This is a genomic window from Streptomyces sp. NPDC085460 (assembly GCF_044541975.1).
GTDB lineage: Bacteria > Actinomycetota > Actinomycetes > Streptomycetales > Streptomycetaceae > Streptomyces.
Genome location: NZ_JBITTO010000012.1, coordinates 1 through 16,817 on the forward strand (window position 1 = coordinate 1; position 16,817 = coordinate 16,817).

Below are 16,817 nucleotides of genomic sequence, written 5' to 3' on the forward strand. Positions count from 1 at the left end.
GCGGCGTGGCCGTGGGTGTCGTTGATGGCCTTGAAGTCGTCCAGGTCGACCAGGATCACGAGCGCGTTCGAGTGCTTGCTCATGAGGTGGTCGGCGCGGGCGGTCCATCCGGCGCGGGTGTGCAGGCCGGTGAGGGGGTCGCGGCGGGCGGTGGCCAGGCGGCGCCAGAGCAGTCCGCCGTGGAGGGCCCACCCGAGGGCCGGTAAGCCGGCGGCCGCGATCGTCTGCGTGTCCATGAGTGCTACCGGCCCTTCTGCATGTCGCGGACCAGGAGCCGCAGCACGACCGCGACGACCGCGATGGACACCCCGGTGATCGCGACGGCGAGGAGCATGGAGACCAGGACTGCGCCGACGACCAGGACGACGGCGCCACCACCCGCGGCGAGGGCGACCGCGCTGCCGGGGGTGAGCTGGACCGAGCCTCGGGGCTTGGCGGACGGCGTGGGGGCGGGGGCCTGGACCACGACCGGGGCCGGGGTGGTCATCGCTTCGGTTCGGGTCGGGGGGCTGGGGTGGCCGGTCGGGAGCGGGTTGACCGGGATGCGGGGCTGGAGCATGACGCAGGTCTCCCTACTTGGCGATGGGGTCGATGAGCGGGGTGAGGAGGCTGTCGGCGAGGAGGTAACCGCAGAGGAGGAGGGCGGCGACGAGCCACCAGGGCGGGCGGATGAGCTTGATTCCGAGGCCGCCGATGACGATCAGGGCGAGCCAGAGCGGGACGTCCATGACGCGATCTCCTGATTTGCTAGCGGGGCTGGCAGCGGTGGGTGCGGGCGGCGAGCTCGGCGGCGGCGCGGGTGTTGTAGTCGGCGGAGAAGTCGCAGCCGGGGGCCGTGCACACGGCGGTGTGCTTGGTCCGGCCCCGGCCGTCGCGGTGGGTGCCGACCTGCACCGGGCCGATCTTGATGACGTTGTGGAAGCGGTTGGGGCGCACGGGGCTTACCTCCTTCCTGGGTCAGGCGAGCTGGAGGGCGATGGAGTCGGCGAGGGCCGGGGGCATGCCGTGGCGGGTGCGGAGGGTTTCCGCGTCGATCGGCCGCCCGGTCTGAGCCCGGTGCGCGTCCGCGATCTTCTGGGCGTGAGCCATCAGCGCGGGCGGCACCGCCACAGCAGGCACCGAGGGAACAGGTGCAGGTTCGGGCTGTTCTTCCTGCGGGGCGGGTTCCGGCGTGACCTCTGCCGGTTCGGGTTCGGCCGGAGGGAGTTCAGGGGCCGGTTCCGGGGCGCGTTCCACGGTCACCGCGGCGACCGGCTCCGGCACCGCGACGGGTTCCGGGGTGAGTTCGGGGGCGGGGTGGGGCGTGTGGGCGAGGAGGGTGCCACCGAGGAAGGCGATGGCAGGCCATCCGGCGACGAGGATCCGCAGCCACGGCGGGACGTCGTTCATGTCGAGGAGTCCGGCGGTGGCGACGTTGGCGCCGAGCGACGCGATCAGGGCGATGGCGAACCAGAGCCAGGCGTCCCGGTTGCCGGCGTCGGTACGCATCCGGCGCCAGGCCGCGACCAGGAGCAGGTCGACGGAGACGGGGTAGGCCCACGCCTTCCATCCGTCCTGCCCGGCCGCTTCGGCCAGGTCGTGCAGGTGGGCGAAGGACAGGGCCCCGGCGATGACGGCCTGGATGAGAACGGCGTCGAGGCGGAGGGTTCGGAACACGGTTCACCTCCTTTCGGGCATGGGTCGGGTAGGGACCTGGCGTGAGACGGTCACGCCGACCGAGAGGGTGGGGGTGTTATGCGGTGGCCGGGTTCGGCTTCACCAGCGGGACCGACGCCGCATCGGCGCTGGCGTCGTCCGGGAGGACCGGGCGGTAGGCGGCGAGGGCGGGAAGGTCCGGGGTGAGGTCGGCGTGCGCGGTGCAGATGTCGGCGACCTCGGCGGCGGACAGCTCGGGGGTGCGGATGCGAGTCCAGCCGCCGGAGGTGTCACCGGCCACCGCGACGCCGGGCCGGTCCGGCGGGATCGCGGTCACGGCCACCACCGCGTCCGGGGCGATGTCCCCGAGTCCCATGTCGGCGGTCTGCTTGTCGTTGACCCGGTGCACGACCCGGCCGGTGAGCTGGGCCCGCAGGGTGGTGGCGCCGCGGCCGAGGTCGGAGCCGAAGCGCTGCCCGCACACCTCCAGGTAGATGCCGGCCGCGCGGGCCATCTGCCCGAGCCGGATCATCTGCATGACCATCCGGTCCCGGCGTTCCTCGTCCTTCTTCCCCGCGACGAGAAAGAGTTCCGCGACCTCGTCCACCAGGACCACGACCGGGACCGGGCGTGCCGTCTCGGGCAGGGCCCAGATGTCGGCGACTCCGGCGAAGCTCAGCAGGTCGAAGCGGTCTTCCATCTCCCCGACCAGGGCGTCGAGCAGGCCGGACGCTTCCTCGGGGGTGGTGGCGAACCCCGACAGGCGGGGCGCGTACCCGCGCTGTTCCACACCCCGCTTGCAGTCGATCCCGACCAGGGCCACGTCGAGGCGGGCGAGCTGGGCAATCAGGTTGCGCTGGTACATGGACTTACCGGACTGGTTCGCGCCAAGGGTCAGCGCGTGCGGGACCTTCAGGTAGTCCCGGACGAACGCCGACCCGTCCTCGCGCAGCGCCACAGGAACCGCCAACGAACCGGACGGGCGCCGTCGGGAGCGGGGCATGCGGACCCGGCGGAGAACGTCGTAGCCGGTCATCCGCAGTTCCACGAAGCCGGGCTTGGTCTCCACGACGTGCACGGAGTGGACGCCCCAGGCGTGCCGCAGCCGCTCGGAGGCCGCCATCACGTCGGCGGGCTCCAGACCGGCGGGGAGTCGCAGGGTGACCCGCATTCCGGTCGAAGTGCCCCGCACACGGCGGACCTTCGGCGGGACGGGCTGCACCTCGGAGCGGCGGGCGACGTTGCGGACCATGAACGCCCGCAAGCGGGACGGCTGCACCGTCAGCCCGCACACGTCCATCGTCGCGTGGTAGTTCACCGCGAACCGCACCCGCGTGACCGGCAGACCCACCAGCGACCAGAACACCCGGGGCGCTCGGACCTTGGCGTATCCGAGGCCGCCGGCGGTTGTGGCGAGGGGGAGGCCGACCTCCCATAAGGTCGAGATGTCAGTCATGGTCAGGCGCCCATGGGGGTGACCGCGACGGCGCGGAAGGAGATGCCGTGGCGGGTCTGGCCGTTGAACGTGTTCTCCCAGTCCCGGGCCTTGAGCCCGATGACCGTCACCGGCATGCCCGGCGTGAGCCCGTCGGGGAGACCGGTCTCCGGGACCGTGACCTGGTAGAGGTTGCCCTCCCCCTCGTCCGAGATCAGCAGGCCCACCGTGGAGAGCCCGGCCCCGGTCTCCCGGTCCACCGCCCTCTCCCCGGTCTGCTTGCTCACGAGCTTCGGCGTGGGAGCGGTCGCGACGAAGACCACGGCGGTCGACGTGTCCACCTTGAACGACGGCATGAGTTTCTCCTTCGAAAGGGCAGGAAGGGACTAGGTGACCAACCTGGCTAACCTGGTTGGTCACATCTCGAAGTTAGAAGACGTGGCTAGCCATGTCAACAACATGACTGGCCTGACTGTCCTGCCTAAAGGAACTCGCCTACCATCGACTTCATGACCTTTGTCCCCGAGCCCCTCGACCCCGACGACGACCGAGCCCCGTACGAGCAGGTCGCGAGCAGCCTGAGCGCAGCGATTCGTACGAGGAGGCTCGGGCCGGGCGAGAAGCTGCCGTCGCACAAGGAGTTGACGGAGCTCTACGGCTTCGCGCGGGCGACGATCCAGCGGGCGCTACGGGACCTTGAGGACGAAGGACTCGTGGTCTCGCGCAAGGGCAGCGGTGTCTACGTCCGCAACCGCACGGAACGGCCGGCGGGCCTTCGGCCTTACGTGGAGCAGGCGTTCGCGAAGGATCACGTCACCATCGACTTCGCGGGGTTCTCCAGCGAGACGCTGCACGGCGCTCTTCAAGAGCCGCTCGACAAGATCCGCGTCGGCAGGCTCACGCCGTCGAGCATCACCATGCGGATACTCGTCCCCGACATGGCGGTGCCTCAGGCGGCGCCGGTCCGGATGTCAGACGGAGCGGACGACAAGAGGCTCCGCGACCGCATGCACGACATCATGGTCGGCTACACCCGCAGCATCCGGGACGCGATCACCGAGCTGGAGCACCTGGGCCTAGTCGCCGAGACGCGCATCAACGTTCGCGTCCACAGCGGCACCCAGTTCTTCAAGCTGTACGTCATCAACAACGAGGACGCGTTCTTCGGGTACTACCCGATCCGTCCGAACAAGGTCGTCGCACAGGGCGAGGCGATCGAGATCTATGACCTCGTCGGCAAGGACACGACCCTGTTCCACCACTCGGTCAACGACGGCGAGTCGTCCGGCGGAGCGCAGCAGGTCCAGCAAGCCCGGATGTGGTTCGACAGCGTCTGGGAGACCATCGGAAGGGACTTCGACCTTGACGCACGATGACCAGCTCCCCGAGGTCCTGGGCAACGCCCGGGTGGTCTTCTTCGACTTCGACGGCCCCGTGTGCGATGTGTTCGCCGGGCTCCCTGCCTCCCAAGTCGCAGAACAGCTCACGGCGATCCTCGCGGTGAAGGACGTATCCGCGGGCTCGAAGGCGGCCGAGACCGATGACCCCATCGAGGTCCTGCGCATTGCCTATAAGGCGGACGCCGAGCTGGGCGGGGAGATCGAGCAGCGGCTGACGGAGGCGGAGGTCGAAGCCGTCGCGGTGGCGGGCCCGCCGACGCCGGGAGCAGTGGAAGCCCTCCAGGCGGTGAACGCCTCCGGGAGGGCGGTCGCGGTGGTGAGCAACAACTCGGCCGAGTGCGTCGAGAGCTTCCTCAAGGCGCACGGGCTGGAGGGATACGTCGCGAGGGTGGTCGGCCGGCCGACGGGACAGCCCCACCTGATGAAGCCGAACCCGTTCCCGCTCATCACGGCGGCCGAGCGGATGCACATCGACGTCACGAACTGCGCCCTGATCGGTGACTCGCTCACGGACATCCAGGCTGCCCACGCAGCCGGGGCCACGGTGATCGCCTACGCCAACAAGCCCCACAAGGCCGACCTCTTCGCCGAAGCCCAGGCCGACACCATCACCGACGACATGCGCGCCATCGCCGACGCACTCACCACGGCATAGCCGAGGAGCAACGGGGGAGCTGTTACAGGTTTCTCTACCTCATCAAGCACCCGGCTGCGCTCCGCTCCGCCGGGCGGGCTTCCCGGCTCCGCTCGGGGCGCCGCTCCTGCCTTCGGCCCGCTCCGCCCCCGCTGCGCCGACGCCCGCCCCTGCAAGACGGGATAGGCCCAAGAGCATGAGTCCGAGCCCCAACGGCCGCCGGTTCCCCAGGTCACCGACATGCCTCCGGCGGGGGCGCTCAGGCTCCGGGATGGGAGGGGCCCGCGGGCGGGTGCCGGCCGGTGGGGTGTAGCGGTGGGGAACTCCCATCCCGTCTGCCGTCGACCCAGGCAGAGCCGAGCAGACACGGCACCGGGCGTCCAGGTCGTTCGTACAGTGGCGCGCTCCACCTGGACGCCCGGCACCGCGCCTGCTCCACGGTGTGTGGGTCGACGGCAGACGGGATGGGAGTTAGGGCGAGTGGTGGTGAAGGTGGCAGTACGTGCTGAGCTCGGCGTTGAGGCTAAGCCGTCCCGCCGAGGCTGAGCATCTTGTCCGGGCCGAGTCGACCGTTGTAGAGGGTGACGATGTGGCCAGCCAGAGGAGTGGCGCGGGAGGACGAACCTCCACCACTGGGAAGTGCGTGTAGAGCCTTGGTCTTCCACAGGCCCACGGGCATCTTCCTCAGGGTCCTAACCAGACGGGCATCGTCGATCCTGTCCCAGTTCTGCTGAATGACAACCCCCAGCCCGCGCAGCATGATGTTGTCCCAGCTCGTCGCGTCGCGACCCCATGCCTGCTCAGCCGTTCGCAGAACACGGGTGACCAAGCCCTCGCGCTTAGCGCCAATCGCCATCAATGCCTGCACGGCGCCCACTCGGTTCACCGACGTCCCGCTGGAGACCTCAAGGCCGCACGCCTGAACCTCCTCCTGTACCCGGGTCGCCAGCGGATCCTTCGCCGTGATCGCAACCCTGAAGTTGTCGAACGGCTTGACGGGCTTGCGGTCCCGGTTCGCAGACAGGAAGAGCTTGGCCTCCATCTCAGAGTCGAGGTTCTCGTAAACCATGCAGTCACGCAGGAAGTCCGGACCCTCAAGGTCCAAGGCCACCTTGGTGCTGTGCTGCCCATCGATCAGGTAGTAGTTGCCGTCAGGGCGCTGGGAAACCGTCGCAGCGAGCAGAACGCCCGGGTCCCAAATCTTGGCGAGCTTGTTGGCCCATGTCGGCTGGAAGATTCGTTGCGCATCGAGCTTGGGGTCTACGCGCAGCTGACCAACGGGGATCGCCTTGTACGACTTCTTGATCATCGGCTCGTTCACCGCACACCTCCTGGAGGCTCCTGGAGATTCCAGCGTACGCGAAGATATCTTCGCGTGTCGTTTTTTTTCGCTCCTCCTGGATTCTCGCTCCACTTGAATCCTCGCTCCGCCGGAGACTTCGAACGTTGCTCCAGCATGCAGGCGGGATCGTCCGTGGGGGCCGTCGTGGGTGCCGTCGGTGGCCAAGGGGGGTGAATGACCGGTTCTCGGGACGGCGACGGCAGCTTCAGTCGAGATGTGTGGTCGGTCGAAGATCAGGCCGAGGCAATGGGAAAGGCTGCGGTGACCATCTACCGCCCTTGCTTCCAGTCCGCGTCGAGGATGGAGGCATGTACGGCGGCCACGATCATGGTGATCGCGAGGACGCCGCCCACCCAGTTCTTTGGGTTCCCCACAAGTGATCCCAGAACGGCAGTGCCGTAGATGATCGCTGCGTACACCGCGGGCACAGCCATGCTGACGACGCGTTTCTTGACAGCGATGAAGAAGAGGGGCGGTGCCAGGAGGCCGGCCGACGCCACGACGGCGACTACCCAGGCGACCTTGTGCCAGATGTTCGCGTACATCCGAGCTTGAATTGACGCACCCACGTGTGGACTGCTCATAGTTCCCTCCGCTTCACAGGGGCCCAGTGTGACGTGAGGCACCTGACGTGTGGGGGTGTTTCCCGCGATAGGAGCGAGTCCGCAGGAGCGGCCTGGGCCGCCTGTGGGCCGTGGAAGGGCAGCCGACGGCGGCCAAGGGTGACAACTGGCGACAGCTCGACCGCAGGTCAGAGGCCATCAGCCGGATAGCGCCCCAGTCCGGATCAACAACCAGGGCAAGAAGTAGCAGGAACAGTGATCATGCCCCTGACCTGCGCACACGGCGCAGATCGGGGGCATTTTCATGTCCTGGGCCCACCCTGCCCTCGCGCCGGGGAGGCGTCCGGCCTCGGCCCCCTGATGCCATCTGCGGCCTTCGGACATGCACGCCTCTTGTGCGGCGGACCGTCCCGTACAACCTTTCGGCCTCCCGTCCGTCATCAAGAGTGGGGCGCGTGGTGCGCCCGGTGTCTTCGAGGGGGAATCCGACGTGTCCTACAGCCGCGTGACCCGGCGGCGGCTCTGCGCCGCGATCACCACGGTGCTCGCCGTGACGCTCTGCGTCGGGGCGCTGAGCGCCCCGGCGTCCGCGTCCCCGCGCACCACGGCCGCGGTGGGGGGCGCGAGCCCCGCGTCCGCCGCCGACGACGTCACCCTTGTCCGGCACACCGTGCCGTCCGTCGTCGATCTGAGCACCAAGACGAACGTCGAGATGAACTGGGAGCTCAGGGGAGCCGGATGGGCCACCGTGGTCCTCCGTCACCAGCGCACAGGGATCACGACCGAGCACCTCCTCGGCGACGCGGGCGCCCCCGGCACCTTCACCCTCTTCTGGGACGCCCATGCCATGAACGTCGGTGACGTCCCGAACGGCGAGTACACCTGGACACTGACCGCCGAGACCCTCGCCGGCACTCCGCTCGACTTCCGCGCCTCCGGCTCCTTCACGCTCGTCCGCGAGACCGCCCCGCACGACTTCAACGACAACGGGTCGCTCGACATCATCCAGCGCGACAGCCTCGGCTCGCTGTGGCGGTCCGACACGACCGTCTACTCCGGCGGCACGCTGGAAGTGGCCTCCCGCCAGTTCATCGGCCGGGGCTGGGAGATCTACGACCGGATCGAGGCGGCCGGCAACCTCGGCGGAACGGCGGTCGGCGACCTCCTGGCCCGGGACAAGGCAGGCGTGCTCTGGCTGTACCAGGGCAACGGGCGGGGCGGATTCGCCACCCGGGTCCGGGTGGGCGGGGGCTGGGGGATCTACGACGAGATCGCGGCCGGCAGCGATCTGACGAACGACGGGCGGGCGGACGTGGTCGCCGCCGACAAGTCCGGCGGTCTGTGGCTGTACCCCGGCACCGGGAAGGCCGGCACCCCCTTCGGCGCCCGGAAGAAGATCGGCACGGGCTGGGGCGTCTACGACGAGCTGACCGCCGTCGGCGACATCGCGGGTGGCCGGGCCGGAGACCTGGTCGCCCGCGACAGGTCCGGTGTGCTCTGGCAGTACCTGGGCAAGGGCGACGGCACGTTCGCCCCGCGCACGAGGATCGGCGGCGGCTGGAACTCCTACGGCTGGCTCATCGGAGCCGGTGACGTCACCAAGGACGGGCGTCCCGACCTCCTGAGCGGCCCCGCCCGCCCCAGCCTCGGCGCCGAGGACCCCCTCTACCTCTACCGGTCCACCGGCAACTGGCGCGCCCCCCTCGCCCCGGTCCAGCGGTCGTCGGTGTACAACCCGGGCTACGCGTGGGACGAAACCGCCTGACGTACGGGAGCCGCCGTCGCGGTGGGTGAGCCGGAACCTCCGCGGGTCCCGTCGTCACCCGCCGAGGCGGGCATCGTCCCGCTGCGGTGTCAGTGTTCCTCGCGGCCGCCCGCCGCCTCGTCGCAGGCGCCGTCGCGGAAGTCGTCCAGGGACGTCGTGCGGATCTCGTCGCCCAGGGTGTAGCGCACCTGGCCGGGCTTCAGGCGGGACAGGTCCTCCGGGGTGAACTCGACGGGCACCGTGGACCAGGAGTCGTCCGCGGTCCCGCCGTACAGCCGGTACGACCGGCCCTTGTCCAGGCGGGTCGTCTCCTGTTCGGCCGTCCAGCGCTCGGCCGCCGGCGCGCCCGACGTCGGCAGCAGCGGCCAGCTGGTGAAGCCGGTGACCCGTCCGTCGTGGCGCCAGGCGCCCGTGGTCTCCCCGGACTCCGGAGGCCCGCCGCTCGGGTGGAGCACCGCGCCGTCGACGTGGTCGTGGCACATCAGGAGGACCCCCAGCGGGGTGCCGTCCTCCGCGACCGAGACGCCCGTCAGTCCGGCCGGAGGATCCGTCGGCGAGCACCCCGTGAGCAGCAGCGCGGTGGTCCCGGCCGCTGCCGCTGAAAGGAGGATCGCTCGGGCGGAGGGCATGGCCGCAATTCTGTCGGGCGAAGCCGCCGATGCCCAGGGGTGACCGACGGTAATCCGAGGTGAAGGGGGGATCGGGGGGTGGGGGCGGGGGAAAATCGGGCGCCGTGGCCGGGCGCGCTCGCTACCGTCCCGTGCATGACACGATCACCGCGCCTCGAACCGGTCACCCCGGCCACCGTGGACGCCGCCCTCGCCCTGCGCGTCCACCCCCGCCAGGAGGGGAACGTCGCACCCGTCGCGACGTCGCTGGCCGAGGCGTACGCGTACGGGGAGACCGCCTGGCCCCGCCTGATCCTCGACGGCGACCGGATCGTCGGCTTCGTCATGGCGTTCCTCGACATCGCCTGGCGCGAGAAGGAGGACCCGTCGGACCGGCGCAGCGGGCTGTGGCGGCTGAACATCGCCGCCGACGCGCAGGGCGCGGGGTACGGCCGCTTCGCGGTCGGCGCGGTCGCCGCCGAGCTGCGCCGGCGCGGGGTCCGGCGGATGTACGTCACCTGGGAGCCCGGCGAGGACGGGCCCGGGGAGTTCTACCGCCGGCTCGGGTTCCGTACCACCGGGGAGGAGAGCGGCGGGCAGGTCGTCGGTGTGCTCGACCTCTGACCCGGATCCGAGGAGGGGAGGGCCCGGTTCGGGGCCCTCCCCTCCCGCGCGTCAGCCCGTGCAGCCGCCGCACTGGCACGGCGCGCCCGCCTGGCAGCCGCAGCCGCAGCCGGGGCCGCAGCCGCAGGCGCCCAGGAGGGGCAGGGGCGACCGCTCGCGCGGGGGCTCCGCCACGGGGTCGGTCGTGATGGGGGAATCGGCCATGGGGGTCCCTCCCTCGCGGGACGCGGTTCGTCCCTCGTCCCCCATTCCATGCCCATCCCGACCGGCGCATCAACGGCGCACGGAAGCCCCGTGCGCCTGTGCGCCCCCCGAGTGCCCCAGCGGACCCGCGTACGCGCTACGCGCCCTCGACCGGCGTGTCCGTCGGCTGGAGCTCGTCCGCGTGCTCGCCCGTCACCAGGTAGACGACCCGCTTCGCCACCGACACCGCGTGGTCGGCGAACCGCTCGTAGTACCGGCCGAGCAGCGTCACGTCCACGGCGGTCTCGATGCCGTGCTTCCACCGGTCGTCCATCAGGTGCTGGAAGAGCGCCCGGTGCAGCAGGTCCATCTCGTCGTCGTCCTGCTCCAGCTGCATCGCCAGGTCGACGTCCTTGGTGATGATGACCTCGGCGGCCTTCGCCATCAGACGCTGCGCGAGCTGGCCCATCTGGAGGATGGTCGCGTGCAGGTCGTTCGGGACCGCGCGGTCGGGGAAACGCAGGCGGGTCAGCTTGGCCACGTGCTGGGCCAGGTCGCCGGAGCGCTCCAGGTCGGCGCTCATCCGCAGCGAGGTGACCACGATCCGCAGGTCCGTCGCCACCGGCTGCTGCCGGGCCAGCAGCGCTATCGCCCGCGCCTCCAGGTCGTGCTGGAGGTCGTCGACCTTCTGGTCCGCCGCGATCACGCTCTCCGCGAGCTTCAGGTCCGCGTCGAGCATCGCCGTGGTGGCGCGCCCGATCGCCGACCCGACCAGCCGGGCCATCTCGACCAGGCCCTCGCCGATCGAATCAAGTTCCTCGTGGTACGCGTCCCGCATGGATGTCCCTCTCTCCGGCCGTGCTCTCTTCGGCAGTGCTCTCTTCGGCAGTGCTCACTCGTGGCAGTGCTCTCGTCGGGCAGTGCTCACTTCATCGGGTGGTCGCTCCGGACCCCACGCTCCCACGTTCGGCCCTCTGTGCGTCCGGCTCCATCCCCTCACGTGAACCACCATGGGCCTGAAGGTGAACTCTGGGCGACGCGGGGGGCGGTGCCCCTCGGGGCAAATGAACCACCCCCGTCCCCAGGGTGAACTCTGAGCGACGAGTGTTCGAGCAGCCACTCGGACGGCTGGGAGAGTGTCCGCGACCACGCATAACCTGGATGGCATGGACGTGAACGCGGCGGTCGCCGCATTGGCCGCGATCGCCGGCGTGTGTACCGGCGTGATCGCCATGCTGGCGTTCCGCTGGAGCGAGCGCGACCAGGCGCGACCGACCCGTACCTCCCTGCACACCGACGCCGTGCTGCCGCCCGGCGTCGACACCGTGCTCTCCGTGCTGCGCTCCTCCGCGGTCGTGCTCGACGAGAGCGACTCCGTGGTGAAGGCGAGCTCGGCGGCGTACGCCCTCGGGCTCGTCCGCGGCGGGAAGCTGGCCGTGGAGCCGATGCTCAACATGGCCCGCGACACCCGCAGGGACGGGGAGATACGCCAGGTCGAGCTGGACCTGCCCCGGCGCGGCGGCGGCCGCGGCGAGGCCCTCGCGGTCTCCGCGCGGGTCGCCCCGCTCGGCTCGCGGCTCGTGCTGCTCCTGGTCGAGGACCTGACGGAGGCCCGCCGTATCGAAGCGGTACGGCGCGACTTCGTCGCGAACGTGAGCCACGAGCTGAAGACCCCGGTCGGAGCGCTCTCCCTGCTCTCCGAGGCCGTCATGGACGCCTCGGACGACCCCGAGGCCGTCGTGCGCTTCGCGGGCCGGATGCAGATCGAGGCGACCCGGCTGACCAACCTGGTCCAGGAGCTCATCGACCTCTCGCGGGTGCAGAACGACGACCCGCTGGAGGACTCCGAGCCGGTCTCCGTGGACGAGCTGGTCGCCGAGGCGATCGACCGCTCGCGCCACCCGGCGTCCACCAAGCAGATCACCATGGCCTCGGGCGGCGCCGCCGACCTGTATGTCTGGGGCAGCCGGGGCCAGCTCGCCGCCGCCCTCGGCAACCTGGTCGAGAACGCCGTCAACTACTCGCCGGCCCGGACCCGCGTGGGCATCGCCGCCCGCCGTGTCGCGGCCCCCGGCGGGGACCTCATCGAGATAGCCGTGACCGACCAGGGACTCGGCATCCCGGAGAAGGACCGCGAGCGGATCTTCGAGCGCTTCTACCGCGTCGACCCGGCACGCTCGCGTGCCACCGGCGGTACGGGGCTCGGGCTCGCGATCGTCAAGCACGTGGCCGCCTCGCACGGCGGAGAGGTCACGGTCTGGAGCACCGAGGGTCAGGGCTCCACCTTCACCCTGCGGCTGCCCGAGGCGGGCTCCGCGCGGGACCGCCGGAACGCCGCCTCCCCCCTCACCCCCGATCTCATGACCGAACCGCTTCCTGCACCGGAGGTCCTTCCGTGACCCGAGTCCTTGTCGTCGAGGATGAGGAATCCTTCAGCGACGCCCTGTCGTACATGCTCCGCAAAGAAGGTTTCGAGGTCGCCGTGGCGGCGACCGGCCCCGACGGACTCGACGAGTTCGAGCGCAACGGAGCGGACCTCGTCCTCCTCGACCTGATGCTGCCCGGCCTGCCCGGCACGGAGGTCTGCCGGCAGCTGCGCGGCCGCTCCAACGTCCCGGTCATCATGGTGACCGCGAAGGACAGCGAGATCGACAAGGTCGTCGGGCTGGAGATAGGAGCCGACGACTACGTGACGAAGCCCTTCTCCTCCCGCGAGCTGGTCGCCCGCATCCGCGCGGTGCTCCGCCGTCGCGGCGAGCCGGAGGAGGTCACCCCGGCGGCCCTTGAGGCCGGACCGGTCCGCATGGACGTCGACCGGCACGTGGTGACGGTCGGCGGGGCCAAGATCGACCTCCCCCTGAAGGAGTTCGACCTCCTGGAGATGCTGCTCCGCAACGCGGGCCGCGTCCTCACCCGCATGCAGCTCATCGACCGCGTCTGGGGCGCCGACTACGTCGGCGACACCAAGACCCTCGACGTCCACGTCAAGCGCCTCCGCGCCAAGATCGAGCCCGACCCGGGCGCTCCGCGCTACCTGGTGACGGTGCGCGGCCTGGGCTACAAGTTCGAGCCGTAAGCCGTAGAGCGACCTCGGCCCGTACCCGGGCCGAGAAAGCCACCTCGGCCCGTACCCGGGCCGGGAAAGCCACCTCGGCCCGCACCCGGGCCGTACGGAGCGGTGCGTGCGCGTACGCGTATACGCCGGGAGGGGCGCCCCCTGACCTAGGGGGCGCCCCTCCCGGCGTACGACGAGGTGGGGATCAGTGGCCGGAGGACTGGCCGGCGTCGCTGCCCTCGGTGCCGTGGCCGCCGGTCTCGCCCGCGTGCTCGCCGGCCTCGGCCGAGGCTTCGGCGGAGGGGGTGGCGTTCGGCGGGAGCGGGATCTCGGTCGGGCCGAACTCCTTGAAGTAGCTCGTCGACGGGACGACGAAGGCGTCCAGGGAGACGTCGCCGGTCTGGCTGAGCTTGAAGGTGACCTTCTGGGCGTCGCCGTTCTTGGCGGCCTCGTGGCCGTTCTCGATGGTGGCGGAGGCGTTGCCCGCGCCGCCGATGACGACGGAGCCGCCGGCCGGGACGACGACCGGCCCGGCGCCCTTCGCGGACTTGAGGACGACCGTCGCGCCGCTGCCGGGCAGGCTGATCGACTCCAGCGTCTGCGGCGCGCGGCCGTTGTTGAAGACGGTCGCCGAGACGACGGCCGGGCCCTTGGCGCCGGGGGTCGGCTGGGTGATCACGAGCGCGTTCTGGATCTTGACGTCGTCCACCGTGACGGCGGCGTTGTCCGGCTTGACGCCGAGCGTCTGGGCGTTGTTGCCCGCCCCACAGGCGGACAGCGCGGCGATCGAGAACACGATGGCGGTGGCGGCGAGAGCGCCGCGTCGAAGGCTGCGGCTCACGGCGGCGGCAACTCCTAGGACGTACGGACGGGAGAGGTACCGGAGCGGTACCAGGGGTACTAAGGGCCAGCTAAAGGTGCGTCAGCGCGCTTAGGTTACCGAGCCGCCCTCTCCGTCCGGCACCCGACCCGCCCCTAAGGGCCCCGCACCGCACGCGTAAGGCCCCCGCGCCGCGCGCGCGGTCCCGGGGGGACGCCCGGTGACGCGTCCGGGGCGTGGCCGGAACACATCCCATTGGCCCCGCGTTCACATAACCGACGTGATCAATTCCGGCGGTCGCGTCGCATTCCGCATCGCCTCCCTTACGGAAAAGCACGGACGGGGCGCCCGCTGATCAATTCCGGATTCTTGCCGTGATCCCTCCGTACGGGTGGTCGATCCTCGAACGGAGTACGTGAAGGAGACCACTCGGGACCGGACGAACCAGGACATATCGCACGCTCCGGCGGTTCCCGGATGTGTGTAACGTGCGCGTTTCTCTCCGTCGACACAGCCGCTCCGACCTGCGAATACCGCCTTCCGGAAGCCCTCCGCAGCACGCGGGCGACGCACTTGTCAAGCCCCGAGATATGCCCTGACCTGCGGAAACGCCATTCAGAAGAACCAGTTTCCGTGTTACCCTGGATAGCCACGGAAGGGGTACCTGTCACATGACGTTCAAGGTTGGCGACACCGTGGTCTATCCCCATCACGGGGCCGCGCTGATCGAGGCCATCGAAACTCGCCAGATCAAAGGCGTGGACAAGACCTACTTGGTGCTCAAGGTCGCGCAGGGCGACCTGACGGTTCGCGTGCCGGCGGACAACGCGGAGTTCGTAGGCGTGCGCGACGTTGTCGGGCAGGACGGGCTGGACCGGGTCTTCGAGGTGCTGCGCGCGCCGTACGCCGAGGAGCCGACGAACTGGTCCCGCCGCTACAAGGCGAACCTCGAGAAGCTCGCCTCCGGCGATGTCATCAAGGTCGCCGAAGTGGTCCGCGACCTCTGGCGCCGCGAGCGCGAGCGTGGTCTCTCCGCAGGCGAGAAGCGCATGCTCGCCAAGGCGCGGCAGATCCTGGTGAGCGAGCTGGCGCTCGCGGAGAACACCAACGAGGACAAGGCCGAGGCCCTCCTCGACGAGGTGCTCGCGTCCTGAAGCCTGGCGCACACCATGCCCAGCAGTAAGAGCAATGCCGCGGTGCCCGCCGACACGCTGTGAATCACCGATTCCACAGCGCCGTCGCCGGGCACTGCGGCATGTCCGTCTCCTCTTTTCCCTCCCATGGAGCCAGGGGCGGGCACAGAGCCCGGGACCCGAGGCTCCCGCACGGCGACGCCCCGACCGTCGTCACGGAAAGGGCCCGGTCGAGGCGTCGTATCAAAACCTGCTGACGCCATACCCACGTCGCCCGCGGAAACAAACCTGCCGGAGTGCAACCGATGTCTGACGAAGCGCGTCCCCGTCGTACCGCCGTGGTGATCCCCGCCGCCGGACGGGGCGTACGCCTCGGCCCGGGCGCCCCCAAGGCGCTCCGCGCGCTGAACGGCACCCCCATGCTCATCCACGCCGTCCGCGCCATGGCCGCCTCCCGCGCGGTCCAGCTCGTCGTCGTGGTCGCCCCCGCCGACGGCGTCACCGAGGTCAAGCACCTCCTCGACGCCCACGCCCTGCCCGACCGCACCGACTACCTCGTCGTCGCCGGCGGCGACACCCGCCAGGAGTCCGTCCACCTCGGCCTCAAGGCACTCCCCGCCGGCATCGACACCGTCCTCGTCCACGACGCGGCCCGCCCCCTCGTCCCCGTCGACACGGTCGACGCCGTCATCGAGGCCGTCCGCGACGGCGCCGTCGCCGTCGTCCCCGCGCTGCCCGTCGCCGACACCGTCAAGGAGGTCGAGCCGGCCGGGAAGCCCGGCGACCCCGAGCAGGTCGTCGCCACCCCGGTCCGCGCCCGCCTCCGCGCCGTCCAGACCCCCCAGGGCTTCGACCACGACACCCTGGTGAACGCCCACGCCACCATCGCCCTCGCCGGCGAGGGCGCCACCGACGACGCCGGCATGGTCGAACGGCTCGGCGCGCCCGTCGTCGTCGTCCCCGGCCACGAAGAGGCGTTCAAGGTGACCCGCCCCCTCGACCTCGTCCTCGCCGAGGCCGTACTCGCCCGCAGGAGGGCCAACGATGGCTTCTGACCTCCCCGTACTGCCCCGCACCGGCATCGGCACCGACGTCCACGCCTTCGAGAAGGGCCGCGAACTGTGGTGCGCCGGCCTCCTCTGGGAGGACGCCGACAGCGACGGGTACGGCCTCGCCGGGCACTCCGACGGTGACGTCGCCGCCCACGCCGCCTGCGACGCGCTCTTCTCCGCCGCCGGCGTCGGCGACCTCGGCGCCCACTTCGGCACCTCGCGCCCCGAGTGGTCCGGCGCCTCCGGCGTCACCCTCCTCGCCGAGGCCGCCCGGATCGTCCGCGCCGAGGGGTACGAGATCGGCAACATCGCCGTCCAGGTCGTCGGCGTCCGCCCCAAGATCGGCAAGCGCCGCGACGAGGCCCAGAAGGCGCTGAGCGAGGCCGCCGGCGCCCCCGTCTCCGTCTCCGGCACCACCACCGACGGACTCGGCCTCACCGGCCGCGCCGAGGGCCTCGCCGCCCTGGCGACCGCCCTCGTCTACCCCGTGACGCGCTGACACCCCGGAAAAACGTGCCCCGCGACCCGGAATCGGTCGCGGGGCACCACCGCACGCCCACTACCCTGG

General features: G+C 70.6%; 22 protein-coding genes. 9 read left to right on the plus strand and 13 right to left on the minus strand.

Translation table 11 applies throughout. The features are described from left to right. The 7 genes from ACIGHB_RS27755 to ACIGHB_RS27785 form a co-directional block, all read right to left on the minus strand. Positions 1-236 (minus strand): diguanylate cyclase domain-containing protein (locus ACIGHB_RS27755; RefSeq protein WP_399916685.1); only part of this gene is annotated, 236 nt, incomplete at its 3' end. A gap of 5 nt (positions 237-241) precedes the next feature. Continuing rightward, positions 242-559, minus strand: coding sequence for a SpdD-like protein (locus ACIGHB_RS27760; RefSeq protein ID WP_399916687.1), 318 nt, complete (start codon positions 557-559; stop codon positions 242-244). 13 nt (positions 560-572) lie between these two features. Beyond that, on the minus strand, positions 573-728 hold the full coding sequence (locus ACIGHB_RS27765) for a hypothetical protein (RefSeq protein ID WP_399916689.1): 156 nt from the start codon (positions 726-728) through the stop codon (positions 573-575). A 19-nt stretch (positions 729-747) separates the two neighbouring features. Then, complete coding sequence (locus ACIGHB_RS27770) at positions 748-936, minus strand: mobile element transfer protein (RefSeq protein WP_169094251.1); 189 nt, start codon at positions 934-936, stop codon at positions 748-750. Between the two features lie 21 nt (positions 937-957). Continuing rightward, positions 958-1,656 (minus strand): DUF2637 domain-containing protein, encoded by a 699-nt coding sequence (locus tag ACIGHB_RS27775; RefSeq protein WP_399916691.1) that lies wholly within the window; start codon positions 1,654-1,656, stop codon positions 958-960. A gap of 76 nt (positions 1,657-1,732) precedes the next feature. After that, positions 1,733-3,091, minus strand: coding sequence for an FtsK/SpoIIIE domain-containing protein (locus tag ACIGHB_RS27780; protein WP_399916693.1), 1,359 nt, complete (start codon positions 3,089-3,091; stop codon positions 1,733-1,735). Positions 3,092-3,093: 2 nt separating this feature from the next. Then, positions 3,094-3,426, minus strand: a complete 333-nt coding sequence (locus tag ACIGHB_RS27785; protein ID WP_030495246.1) for a hypothetical protein — start codon at positions 3,424-3,426, stop codon at positions 3,094-3,096. 153 nt (positions 3,427-3,579) lie between these two features. Between ACIGHB_RS27785 and ACIGHB_RS27790 the strand changes: the two genes are divergently transcribed. Both ACIGHB_RS27790 and ACIGHB_RS27795 read left to right on the plus strand, forming a co-directional pair. Next, on the plus strand, positions 3,580-4,446 hold the full coding sequence (locus tag ACIGHB_RS27790; RefSeq protein ID WP_030495245.1) for a GntR family transcriptional regulator: 867 nt from the start codon (positions 3,580-3,582) through the stop codon (positions 4,444-4,446). Then, positions 4,433-5,125 (plus strand): HAD family hydrolase, encoded by a 693-nt coding sequence (locus ACIGHB_RS27795; RefSeq protein ID WP_399916696.1) that lies wholly within the window; start codon positions 4,433-4,435, stop codon positions 5,123-5,125. The genes ACIGHB_RS27790 and ACIGHB_RS27795 overlap by 14 nt, the downstream gene beginning before the upstream one ends. A 502-nt stretch (positions 5,126-5,627) precedes the next feature. On the opposite strand, the gene ACIGHB_RS27800 is transcribed toward ACIGHB_RS27795, so the two are convergent. Beyond that, complete coding sequence (locus ACIGHB_RS27800) at positions 5,628-6,425, minus strand: DUF6551 family protein (RefSeq protein ID WP_399916698.1); 798 nt, start codon at positions 6,423-6,425, stop codon at positions 5,628-5,630. Between the two features lie 290 nt (positions 6,426-6,715). Further along, positions 6,716-6,991, minus strand: coding sequence for a hypothetical protein (locus tag ACIGHB_RS27805; RefSeq protein ID WP_399916700.1), 276 nt, complete (start codon positions 6,989-6,991; stop codon positions 6,716-6,718). 508 nt (positions 6,992-7,499) lie between these two features. On the opposite strand from ACIGHB_RS27805, the gene ACIGHB_RS27810 reads away from it, so the two are divergent. After that, positions 7,500-8,774: an FG-GAP repeat domain-containing protein gene (locus tag ACIGHB_RS27810; protein WP_399916702.1), complete on the plus strand. Its 1,275-nt coding sequence runs from the start codon at positions 7,500-7,502 to the stop codon at positions 8,772-8,774. An 89-nt stretch (positions 8,775-8,863) separates the two neighbouring features. Here the strand turns inward: ACIGHB_RS27810 and ACIGHB_RS27815 are convergent, their stop codons facing one another. Next, positions 8,864-9,403 carry a hypothetical protein gene (locus tag ACIGHB_RS27815; protein ID WP_360308305.1) on the minus strand — a complete coding sequence of 180 codons (540 nt, stop codon included), beginning with the start codon at positions 9,401-9,403 and terminating at the stop codon, positions 8,864-8,866. 135 nt (positions 9,404-9,538) lie between these two features. Here ACIGHB_RS27815 and ACIGHB_RS27820 point away from each other — a divergent pair, with 135 nt between their 5' ends. After that, positions 9,539-10,006, plus strand: coding sequence for a GNAT family N-acetyltransferase (locus ACIGHB_RS27820; protein ID WP_399916704.1), 468 nt, complete (start codon positions 9,539-9,541; stop codon positions 10,004-10,006). Positions 10,007-10,057: 51 nt separating this feature from the next. Here ACIGHB_RS27820 and ACIGHB_RS27825 read toward each other — a convergent pair whose 3' ends face one another. Both ACIGHB_RS27825 and phoU read right to left on the minus strand, forming a co-directional pair. Then, on the minus strand, positions 10,058-10,210 hold the full coding sequence (locus tag ACIGHB_RS27825) for a hypothetical protein (RefSeq protein ID WP_360308311.1): 153 nt from the start codon (positions 10,208-10,210) through the stop codon (positions 10,058-10,060). 136 nt (positions 10,211-10,346) lie between these two features. Beyond that, positions 10,347-11,027 carry a phosphate signaling complex protein PhoU gene (gene phoU, locus ACIGHB_RS27830; protein ID WP_030750464.1) on the minus strand — a complete coding sequence of 227 codons (681 nt, stop codon included), beginning with the start codon at positions 11,025-11,027 and terminating at the stop codon, positions 10,347-10,349. A gap of 328 nt (positions 11,028-11,355) precedes the next feature. Between phoU and ACIGHB_RS27835 the strand changes: the two genes are divergently transcribed. Further along, positions 11,356-12,588 (plus strand): sensor histidine kinase, encoded by a 1,233-nt coding sequence (locus ACIGHB_RS27835; RefSeq protein ID WP_399916707.1) that lies wholly within the window; start codon positions 11,356-11,358, stop codon positions 12,586-12,588. Next, positions 12,585-13,265, plus strand: coding sequence for a response regulator transcription factor (locus tag ACIGHB_RS27840; protein WP_030750460.1), 681 nt, complete (start codon positions 12,585-12,587; stop codon positions 13,263-13,265). Before ACIGHB_RS27835 ends, ACIGHB_RS27840 begins: the two co-directional genes overlap by 4 nt. 184 nt (positions 13,266-13,449) lie before the next feature. Here the strand turns inward: ACIGHB_RS27840 and ACIGHB_RS27845 are convergent, their stop codons facing one another. After that, entirely contained in the window at positions 13,450-14,085 is a 636-nt protein-coding gene (locus ACIGHB_RS27845; RefSeq protein WP_360308318.1) for a DUF461 domain-containing protein, read from the minus strand. 650 nt (positions 14,086-14,735) lie between these two features. Here ACIGHB_RS27845 and ACIGHB_RS27850 point away from each other — a divergent pair. The 3 genes from ACIGHB_RS27850 to ispF all read left to right on the plus strand — a co-directional run bounded on the left by ACIGHB_RS27850 (position 14,736) and on the right by ispF (position 16,748). Continuing rightward, the gene (locus ACIGHB_RS27850) at positions 14,736-15,218 is read left to right on the plus strand and encodes a CarD family transcriptional regulator (RefSeq protein ID WP_003953493.1); all 483 of its coding nucleotides are present in this window, start codon (positions 14,736-14,738) and stop codon (positions 15,216-15,218) included. A 284-nt stretch (positions 15,219-15,502) separates the two neighbouring features. Then, positions 15,503-16,252: a 2-C-methyl-D-erythritol 4-phosphate cytidylyltransferase gene (gene ispD / locus ACIGHB_RS27855; RefSeq protein WP_360308321.1), complete on the plus strand. Its 750-nt coding sequence runs from the start codon at positions 15,503-15,505 to the stop codon at positions 16,250-16,252. After that, positions 16,242-16,748 (plus strand): 2-C-methyl-D-erythritol 2,4-cyclodiphosphate synthase, encoded by a 507-nt coding sequence (gene ispF / locus ACIGHB_RS27860; protein ID WP_360308324.1) that lies wholly within the window; start codon positions 16,242-16,244, stop codon positions 16,746-16,748. Before ispD ends, ispF begins: the two co-directional genes overlap by 11 nt. Positions 16,749-16,817 lie beyond the last annotated feature (69 nt).

Coding starts and splice junctions, on each gene's coding strand:
- ACIGHB_RS27760 (WP_399916687.1), bottom strand. CDS start 559: ATGCTCCAGCCCCGCATCCCGGTCAACCCGCTCCCGACCGGCCACCCC.
- ACIGHB_RS27765 (WP_399916689.1), bottom strand. CDS start 728: ATGGACGTCCCGCTCTGGCTCGCCCTGATCGTCATCGGCGGCCTCGGA.
- ACIGHB_RS27780 (WP_399916693.1), bottom strand. CDS start 3,091: ATGACTGACATCTCGACCTTATGGGAGGTCGGCCTCCCCCTCGCCACA.
- ACIGHB_RS27785 (WP_030495246.1), bottom strand. CDS start 3,426: ATGCCGTCGTTCAAGGTGGACACGTCGACCGCCGTGGTCTTCGTCGCG.
- ACIGHB_RS27790 (WP_030495245.1), top strand. CDS start 3,580: ATGACCTTTGTCCCCGAGCCCCTCGACCCCGACGACGACCGAGCCCCG.
- ACIGHB_RS27805 (WP_399916700.1), bottom strand. CDS start 6,991: ATGTACGCGAACATCTGGCACAAGGTCGCCTGGGTAGTCGCCGTCGTG.
- ACIGHB_RS27815 (WP_360308305.1), bottom strand. CDS start 9,403: ATGCCCTCCGCCCGAGCGATCCTCCTTTCAGCGGCAGCGGCCGGGACC.
- ACIGHB_RS27820 (WP_399916704.1), top strand. CDS start 9,539: ATGACACGATCACCGCGCCTCGAACCGGTCACCCCGGCCACCGTGGAC.
- ACIGHB_RS27825 (WP_360308311.1), bottom strand. CDS start 10,210: ATGGCCGATTCCCCCATCACGACCGACCCCGTGGCGGAGCCCCCGCGC.
- phoU (WP_030750464.1), bottom strand. CDS start 11,027: ATGCGGGACGCGTACCACGAGGAACTTGATTCGATCGGCGAGGGCCTG.
- ACIGHB_RS27835 (WP_399916707.1), top strand. CDS start 11,356: ATGGACGTGAACGCGGCGGTCGCCGCATTGGCCGCGATCGCCGGCGTG.
- ACIGHB_RS27850 (WP_003953493.1), top strand. CDS start 14,736: ATGACGTTCAAGGTTGGCGACACCGTGGTCTATCCCCATCACGGGGCC.
- ispD (WP_360308321.1), top strand. CDS start 15,503: ATGTCTGACGAAGCGCGTCCCCGTCGTACCGCCGTGGTGATCCCCGCC.
- ispF (WP_360308324.1), top strand. CDS start 16,242: ATGGCTTCTGACCTCCCCGTACTGCCCCGCACCGGCATCGGCACCGAC.